General features: G+C 72.8%; 6 protein-coding genes. 3 read left to right on the plus strand and 3 right to left on the minus strand.

Features of this window, described 5'->3' with window-relative positions; all coding sequences use genetic code 11:
- The first annotated feature begins 13 nt into the window (after window positions 1-13).
- Window positions 14-1,432, plus strand: coding sequence for an amidase (locus tag MFF64_RS14090; RefSeq protein WP_099907982.1), 1,419 nt, complete (start codon window positions 14-16; stop codon window positions 1,430-1,432).
- A complete protein-coding gene (locus tag MFF64_RS14095; protein WP_099907984.1) occupies window positions 1,429-1,782 on the plus strand; it encodes a hydroxyisourate hydrolase in 354 nt (117 codons plus the stop codon). The genes MFF64_RS14090 and MFF64_RS14095 overlap by 4 nt, the downstream gene beginning before the upstream one ends.
- On the opposite strand, the gene MFF64_RS14100 is transcribed toward MFF64_RS14095, so the two are convergent.
- The 3 genes from MFF64_RS14100 to MFF64_RS14110 all read right to left on the minus strand — a co-directional run bounded on the left by MFF64_RS14100 (window position 1,745) and on the right by MFF64_RS14110 (window position 6,529).
- A complete protein-coding gene (locus MFF64_RS14100; RefSeq protein ID WP_133123721.1) occupies window positions 1,745-4,342 on the minus strand; it encodes a sensor domain-containing phosphodiesterase in 2,598 nt (865 codons plus the stop codon). The two genes, MFF64_RS14095 and MFF64_RS14100, sit on opposite strands and share 38 nt — an antisense overlap.
- Window positions 4,343-4,623: 281 nt before the next feature.
- Window positions 4,624-5,754, minus strand: a complete 1,131-nt coding sequence (locus tag MFF64_RS14105) for an acyl-CoA dehydrogenase family protein (RefSeq protein ID WP_099907989.1) — start codon at window positions 5,752-5,754, stop codon at window positions 4,624-4,626.
- 13 nt (window positions 5,755-5,767) lie between these two features.
- A complete protein-coding gene (locus MFF64_RS14110) occupies window positions 5,768-6,529 on the minus strand; it encodes an SDR family NAD(P)-dependent oxidoreductase (RefSeq protein ID WP_099907991.1) in 762 nt (253 codons plus the stop codon).
- Between the two features lie 207 nt (window positions 6,530-6,736).
- Here MFF64_RS14110 and MFF64_RS14115 point away from each other — a divergent pair, with 207 nt between their 5' ends.
- Window positions 6,737-7,858 carry a CaiB/BaiF CoA transferase family protein gene (locus MFF64_RS14115; protein ID WP_099907993.1) on the plus strand — a complete coding sequence of 374 codons (1,122 nt, stop codon included), beginning with the start codon at window positions 6,737-6,739 and terminating at the stop codon, window positions 7,856-7,858.
- Window positions 7,859-7,949: the final 91 nt, after the last annotated feature.

Consider the following 7,949-nt stretch of genomic DNA (forward strand, 5'->3'; position numbering starts at 1 on the left):
TTGGAGGGCTCGCATGAGCACGGAGCTGTGGCGCCAGCCGGCGCTCGAACTCGGCCGGCTATTCGCCAGCGGGCGTGCCTCCCCGGTCGATGCCCTGGAAGCGGCGCAGGCGCGGGCCGCCGCCTGGGAGCCGCACCTCAATGCCATCGCGCGGGAGAATCCGGGGGCGCGGGCGGAGGCCGAGGCGAGCGCCGCGCGCTGGCGCGCGGGCACGCCGCTCTCCGCCCTCGACGGCGTGCCGATGACCGTGAAGGAATTCCTGGTCACCGAAGGCATGCCCTCGACCTACGCCGAGCCGGGCGAGGCGCCGCCCTCCGCCCATGACGAGCTGCCCGTCGCGCGGGCACGCCGCGCCGGCCTAGTCACGCTCGCCAAGACGACGATGCCGGAATTCGCGGTGCAAGGTTACACGGCAACTGCCCGTTTCGGCGTCACTCGCAACCCGTGGAACGTCGGCCTCACCCCCGGCGGCTCGACCGGCGGGGGCGCCGCCGCGACGGCGGCCGGCTACGCGCCGATCGCGCTGGGCACCGATGGCGGCGGCTCCCTGCGCCGGCCTGCTGCTCATACCGGTCTCGTCGGGCTGAAGAGCAGCCTCGGCCGGGTGCCGCGGCTGGGCGGCCTGCCCTCGCCGCTCCTCGATTTCGAGGTGGCGGGCGCGCTCACCCGCACCGTCGCCGACAGCCGCGCGGTGCTCGCCCTGCTCCAGGGGGCCGATCCGCGGGTGCTGTGGTCGACTTTCGTGCCGGACCCGCGTCCCGCGCGGCCGTTGCGCGCCCGCTACGTCGAGCGGATCGGCGACGCGCCCCTCGATCCGGTCATCGCCGCCTCGTGCCGGCGGGCGCTCGCCGACCTCGAGGCCGTCGGCGTGCAGGTCGAGGAGGGGCCGCTGCCCTTCGAGATCGCCGGGTTGAACGCGTTGTGGCCGGAGATCGGCAAGATCGGCCTCGCCCGCCTGTTCGAGGCCGACCGAGACCTCGCCGCACGGGCGAGCGCGCCGTACCGGGCGATGGCCGAGGAGGGCGCACGCGCTCCCGCGACCCTGCTCGCTGCCATCATCGAGAAGGTGCAGGCCCTGCGCAACGCCGCGAGCGCCGCCTTCGCGGATCTCGACCTCGTCGTCACACCATCCGCCGCGGCAATGCCCTGGGCAGCGGATGCGGTCTACCCGGAGGTGATCGACGGGCAGCCGGTCGGCCCCCGCGGCCACGCGGTCTATTCGGGCTGGGTCAACGCCGCGGCGCTGCCGGGTCTGAGCCTGCCGGTCGACCCGGCGCCGGACGGGATGCCGATCGGCCTCCACCTCGTGGCGGGCTTCGGCCGCGACGACCTGCTCCTCGACGTCGCCGAGACGCTGGAGCGGCGGAGCCCGTTCGCGGATCGCTGGCCCGAGCTGCCCGGAACGACCATGCCCGAGGCGGCGTCCCGATGACGGCCGGCGGCATCTCGGTCCACGCCGTCGACGTGGCGGAGGGCTGCCCGGCCCTCGGCCTCAAGGTCACCCTGGCGGCCCTCGACGAATCCGGCCCGCGCCCGGTCGCCGAAGGGGTGATCGGCCGCAACGGCACCTTCGATCACCCGGTCGTGCGCGGCGTCGGGGTCGGGCCCGGCATCTACGAGGCGGTGTTCCACCTCGGCGACTACTTCACCGCGCAGGGGAGGCCGGGCCCGCACTTCCTCGACCGGGTGCCGTTCCGCTTCACCATCGTGGAGGCGGCGGAGCATCACCACCTGCCGCTGAAGTTCACGCGCTTCGGCTACGCCGTGTTCCGGGGCGTGTGACCGCGCCGCCGAGCATCGGTACGAGCTCGCAGAATGGGACGGGCCGGCCGAGCAGGAACCCCTGCGCCCCGGTGCAGCCCGCTTCCCGCAAGCCGGCGAGCTGCGCCTCGGTCTCGACGCCCTTCGCGGTGACCTCCCGGCCGAGCGCCCGCCCGAGGCCGACGACGGCGCGCAGGAGGCCGGCGCTCTCCGGGCAGGCCGCGCAGGCCGAGAGCGCCCGGTCGAGCTTGATCCGCCCGAAGGGCAGGCGCTGGAGGGCGCCGAGGGAGGAGGCGCCGGCGCCGAAATCGTCGAAGGCGAGCCCGATGCCGAGGGCGGCGAGCTCCGCCAGCCGCCCGCTCTCCTCCGCGACCGCGCCCTCGGCGATGTCGAGCTCGAGGCGCGCGGGCGCCTGCCCGGCCGCCGCCAGTGCGGCCCGGACGATCGCCACGAGGCCGGCCTGCCGCAGCTGCCCGCCCGCGACGTTCACCACCACCCGCATCCCCGGCGGGAGCGCCCGCGCGTCGCGCAAGGCGCTGCGCAGCACCCACTCGCCCAGGGACGCGATCAGGCCAGTCTCCTCGGCGAGGGCCAGGAACGCGGCGGGCCCGAGCGGACCCCGGGCCGAATGGTTCCAGCGCAGCAGCGCCTCGACCGCCGCGACCCGGCCCTCCGCGAGGTCGAAGACGGGCTGGTAGTGCAGGGAGAACTCGCCGCGCTGGAGCGCGAGGCGCAGGTCGATTTCGAGGCGGTGGCGCTCCTTCGCCGCCCGGTCCATGGCGGCGGCGAAGAGCCGGTAGGTGTTGCGCCCTTCCGATTTCGCCCGGTAGAGCGCGAGGTCGGCCCGCTTGAGCAGGGTGTCGCCGTCGAGCCCGTGCTCGGGCGCGAGGGCGATGCCGATGCTGACGCCGATCGTCGCCTCCCGCCCGCCGAGATCCACCGGCTCGCGCAAGGACGCGACCAAGCGCTCCGCCGTCGCGGCGGCACTGTCCGCGCCGGCCTCGCCGCCGAGCAGGATCGCGAACTCGTCGCCGCCGAGGCGCGCGGGCAGGTCCTCCTGCCGCAGGGCGGCGCGGATCCGCCCCGCGACCTCGCGCAGCAGGGCGTCGCCGGCCGAGTGGCCGAGGGTGTCGTTGACCGCCTTGAACGCGTCGAGGTCGAGGCAGAGCACGCCGCAGGTCCCGCCATGGCGCCGCAACGCGGCGAGGCGCCGGTCGAGGCTCTCGCGGAACAGGGCCCGGTTCGGCAGACCGGTCAGGGCGTCGTGCCGGGCCATGTGGGCGAGCTGCGCGTCCGCCACCTTGCGGGCGGTGACGTCGGTGTAGGTGCGCACCGCCCCGCCGGTGGGGAGCGGCACCGTGCGGATCTCCAGGACCGTGCCGTTCGGCCGCTCGCGCTCGTAGGTGTGGGGATGGGTCGTGAGCGGCCCGTGCGCGACCTGGTCGCGCAAGGGGGCGTCGCATCGCGAGAAGTCGTCCTGCGCGATCTGATGGCGCCGTACGTCGTCGAAGGTCGGCCTCGCGCGCATCAGGTCCCGCGGCAGGTCGAGGAGCGCGATGGCGCGCTCGTTGCAGACTCGCACGATCCCGGCCTCGTCGACCATCACCAGGCCCTGGTCCATGTGCTCCAGGGTGGCGTCGAGGAGGGCGGTGCTGGCGCGCAGCTCGGCTTCGGCCCGGTCGATCTCGGTGACGTCCTGCGCGCTGCCGAACAGGGCCACGGCCGCGCCGGCCTCGTCCTGCTGGCAGATGCCGTGCGAGACGATGACCCGGACGTCGCCGTCCTCCCGCACGATCCGGGCCTTGAAGGAGAAGCCCTGCTTATGCTCCCGCGCCTCGGCGACCAGGGTCGCGACCCGCCCGCGATCCTCCGGGTGAAAGTACCCGATGGCTTCCTCGATGCCGGCGACCGGATCTCCCGGCGCGCGCCCATGCATGCGGCAGACCTCGTCCGACCAGGTCACGACGCCCGAGGCGAGGTCGATACGCCAATGGCCGATGCGGGCCATCTGCTCGGCGAGCATCAGGTTGCCGTTGGCGAAGGCCAGGGCTTCCTCGCTCGCCCGCCGGCGCAGGGCCTCGGTCTGGCTCGTGACGCTGGCCTCGTAGTGCCGAAGTTGTGCCACCACGACGTCGGTAAGGTCGGAGAGCCGCGCGGTCTCGTCGCCCGAGAGCCGGCGCGGGACGGTGTCGGCGAGGCAGAGCGTGCCGAGCGCCAGGCCGGGCCGCAGCATCAGCGGGATTCCGGCGTAGAACCGCACGCCCGCCTCGCCGGTCACGAGCGCAACGTCGCGAAAGCGCGGGTCGTGCGTCGCGTCCTCGACCATCAGGGGCGCGTCGCTCAGGATCGCGTGATTGCAGAAGGCCGCGTCCCTGTCGGTCGGGCCGAACGCGATGCCGGAGGCCGCCTTGCACCACAGCCGATCGGCATCGACCAGCGAGATCCAGGCGTAAGGCACCCGGAACAGCGTGCGGGCGAGCCGGCAGACCGCGTCGAAATGGGCCTCGGGGGGCGTGTCGAGGATGCCGAGGGCGTGCAGGGCGGAGAGGCGTTCTGCCTCCCGGTCAGGACGTGGATGCACCGCGACGCTCCTTGCCGGCGGGTCGGCGCTGGAACGCCAGGCGAGGCTCGACACAACGTTAAAAAACTTAAGCAGTCGTTAAACTGCGGCTGTCGCGCCATGTACGGATCGACGAGACGACCTAAGCCGGGTGATGTACGTCACGGCCGGACTACGGCATGGTGAATGCACCCTCCGCTCGGCGGCAATGAACTGCCGCTGAACGGACAAGCATTGTCGCCTCGCCCTGACGCAGCGACCGCCGATCTATGACTGCCCGCCGCGACGCTCCGCACGCCGCCTTACGCCATCAGGGCCCGGCTGATCACGATGCGCTGGACGTCGCTGGTGCCCTCGTAGATCTGGCAGACCCGCACGTCGCGGTAGATCTGCTCGACCGGGTAATCGGCGAGGTAGCCGTAGCCGCCATGGATCTGGATCGCGTCGGAGCAGACGCCCTCCGCCATCTCGGAGGCGAAGAGCTTGGCCATCGCCGCCTCCTTCAGGCAGGGCTGCCCGGCATCGCGCAGCCGCGCGGCGTTCAGCACCAGGAGGCGCGCGGCCTCGATCCGCGTGGCCATGTCGGCGAGGCGGAAGGCGACCGCCTGATGCCGGTTGAGCGTCTGGCCGAAGGTCTCGCGCTCGCCCGCATAGGCGAGCGCCGCCTCGAAGGCCGCGCGGGCCATGCCGACCGCCTGGGCGGCGATGCCGATCCGCCCGCCTTCGAGATTCGCGAGCGCGATCTTCAGGCCCTCGCCCTCCTGGCCGAGCATCAGGTCGGGGGTGAGCTCCATCTCCTCGAACACGATCTGGGCCGTGTCCGAGGCGCGCTGGCCGAGCTTGTGCTCGAGGCGGGCCACTTTATAGCCCGGCGTCGTCGTCGGCACGATGAAGGCCGAGATGCCGCGCTTGCCGGCGTCCGGGTCGGTCACCGCGAACACGATGGCGAGGTCGGCATTCGCCCCCGAGGTGATGAACTGCTTGGTGCCCGACAGGATCCAGGCATTGCCGGAGCGCCGCGCCCGGGTCTTGAGGGCGGCGGCGTCCGAGCCGGCCCCGGGCTCGGTCAGGCAGAAGGCCGCGAGCTGCTCGCCGCGGGCGAGTGGACCTAAGAAGCGCTGCTTCTGCTCGGCGCTGCCGAATTTCAGGATCGGCATGCAGCCGACCGAGTTGTGCACGCTCATCACCGTCGAGACCGCGCCGTCGCCGGCCGCCACCTCCTCGATGGCGAGAGCGTAGGCGACGTGGTCGGCGGCCGCCCCGCCATGCTCCTCGGGCACCAGCATGCCCATGAAGCCGAGGGCTCCCATCTCGGCGATGGCCTCGCGGGGAAAGCGCACCTCCCGGTCCCACTCGGCCGAGAACGGCTTCAACCTCCCTTGCGCGAAGCTGCGGGCGGTGTCGCGGATCAGGATCTGGTCGTTGCTCAGCATCGCGTCACCCCTCTTACTTGGGCTGCATGCGCAAGCCGCCGTCGAGGCGGATGACCTCGCCGTTCAGCATCGAGTTGTCGATGATGGCCAGCGCCAGCTTGGCGTATTCCTCCGGCTTCCCGAGGCGCGAGGGGAACGGCACCGCGGCGCCGAGGGAATCCTGCACCTCCTGCGGCAGGCCGCGCAGCATCGGCGTCTCGAAGATGCCCGGCGCGATGGCGCAGACCCGGATCCCGGCAGGCGCGAATTCCCGCGCCGCTGGCAGGGTGAGGCCGACGATTCCGGCCTTCGAGGAGGCGTAGGCCGCCTGGCCCACCTGACCCTCGTAGGCCGCGATCGAGGCGGTGGAGATGATGACGCCGCGCTCGCCCCCCTCCAGCGGATCGAGGGCGAGGGCACCCGCCGCCACGAGGCGCATCAGGTTGAAGCTCCCGATCAGGTTGACCTGGATCACCTTGGCGTAGGCTTGGAGGTCGAGCGGGCCGTTGCGGCCGACGATCCGGCCTGCGGTCGCGACGCCGGCGCAGTTGACCAGGATGCGGGCAGGCCCGTGCGCTGTCGCCGCCCGTGCGACCGCCGCCTCGGCGCTGGCCGCGTCGGCGACATCGCAGGGGAGGGCGAGGCCGCCGATCTCTTCCGCGACCGCAGCCGCGGCGCCCTCGTTGAGGTCCAGGAGCGCGACCCGAGCGCCCGCCGCCGCCAGCGCCCGGCCGGTCGCCGCGCCCAGGCCCGATCCGCCGCCCGTGACGATGGCCGCTACGCCGTTGACGTTCATGCCTTGTCCTCCCGTGTCGCAGTCCCACTCGTCCGGTGGGTGAACCCTGCCGCCTGCGCCTTCCGCCCATGGCGAAGGGCGGACCGGTCTGCTACGCGATCAAGTCGTTGGCCCCATCGCTATGGGGCGGACCTGCCATCGTCAAGGCGCGCCGAATCGGACGGCGACAAGCGCCGGGTGAGGGGTCGCCAAGGGGGGAGGGAGCGCATGGACTCGTCGCATGAGGCCGGGCAGGGCGGGCCGCTCGCGGGCCTGCGCATCGTCGAGTTCGCAGGCATCGGCCCCGGCCCCTTCGCCGCCATGCTTCTTGCCGATATGGGCGCCGAGCTGGTGCGTCTCGACCGGCCCGGCGGCGCCGATCCCTACTCCCAGAACGTGGTGGTGCGCGGGCGCCCGACCGTGACGGTCGACCTGAAGGATGCGGGCGACCTCGCCGGCACCCTCGCGTTGCTGGAGCGGGCCGATGCCCTGATCGAGGGATTCCGCCCCGGCGTGATGGAGCGGCTCGGCCTCGGGCCCGAGGCGGTGCTCGCCCGCAACCCACGCCTCGTCTACGGCCGCATGACCGGCTGGGGCCAGGACGGACCGCTGGCGAGGTCGGCCGGACACGACATCACCTACATCGCGGTCACCGGCGCCCTCGCGGCGATCGGTCCGGCGGAGCGGCCGGTACCACCGCTCAACCTCGTCGGCGATTACGGCGGCGGCTCGCTCTACCTCGTCGCCGGGATTCTCGCCGGCCTGCTCTCGGCCGGCCGCACCGGGCGGGGCCAGATCGTCGACGCGGCGATCTGCGACGGCGCCGCCTCCCTGATGGCGATGTTCTCGGAACTGGCCTCGCAAGGCCGTTGGAGCGACCGGCGCGAAGCGAACCTGCTCGATGGCGGCGCGCCCTGGTACCGCACCTATGCCTGTCGCGATGGCCTTCACGTCGCGATCGGGCCGCTCGAACCACAATTCTACACCCTGTTCCGCCGCCTCACCGGGCTCGACGCCGACCCGGATTTCGACCGGCGCGACGACCCGGAGATGTGGCCGGTGCTGCGGCGCAAGCTCGAGACCTTGTTCGCGGGCAGGACGCGGGACGAGTGGTGCCGGCTTCTCGAAGGGACGGATGCCTGCCTGGCCCCCGTTCTCGCCCTCGCTGAGGCCGCCGACCATCCCCACCTCGTGGCGCGCCAGACCTTCGTCACCGTCGATGGCACGACCCAGCCTGCGCCGGCGCCCCGGTTCTCCGGTACGCCGTCGGCGATCCGGCCCCCATCCGGTCCACTCACGCTGGCCGAGGCCATCGCGCGCTGGAGCGGGGAGGGGGTTTTTCGAAGCTGAGCCGGAAAAACAGGTGTTGACGGCCCAAGAAACGGGGCCTATACGACCACCCATCGGCGCCGGCCGCTCCTGCGGACCGGGCGCTGAGACG

The sequence above is a fragment of the Methylobacterium frigidaeris genome, from assembly GCF_022179185.1.
Lineage (GTDB): Bacteria > Pseudomonadota > Alphaproteobacteria > Rhizobiales > Beijerinckiaceae > Methylobacterium > Methylobacterium frigidaeris.

What these genes read in the sequence shown, in the direction of transcription:
- MFF64_RS14090 (WP_099907982.1), top strand. Translation starts at nt 14, where the DNA reads ATGAGCACGGAGCTGTGGCGCCAGCCGGCGCTCGAACTCGGCCGGCTA.
- MFF64_RS14095 (WP_099907984.1), top strand. Translation starts at nt 1,429, where the DNA reads ATGACGGCCGGCGGCATCTCGGTCCACGCCGTCGACGTGGCGGAGGGC.
- MFF64_RS14105 (WP_099907989.1), bottom strand. Translation starts at nt 5,754, where the DNA reads ATGCTGAGCAACGACCAGATCCTGATCCGCGACACCGCCCGCAGCTTC.
- MFF64_RS14110 (WP_099907991.1), bottom strand. Translation starts at nt 6,529, where the DNA reads ATGAACGTCAACGGCGTAGCGGCCATCGTCACGGGCGGCGGATCGGGC.
- MFF64_RS14115 (WP_099907993.1), top strand. Translation starts at nt 6,737, where the DNA reads ATGGACTCGTCGCATGAGGCCGGGCAGGGCGGGCCGCTCGCGGGCCTG.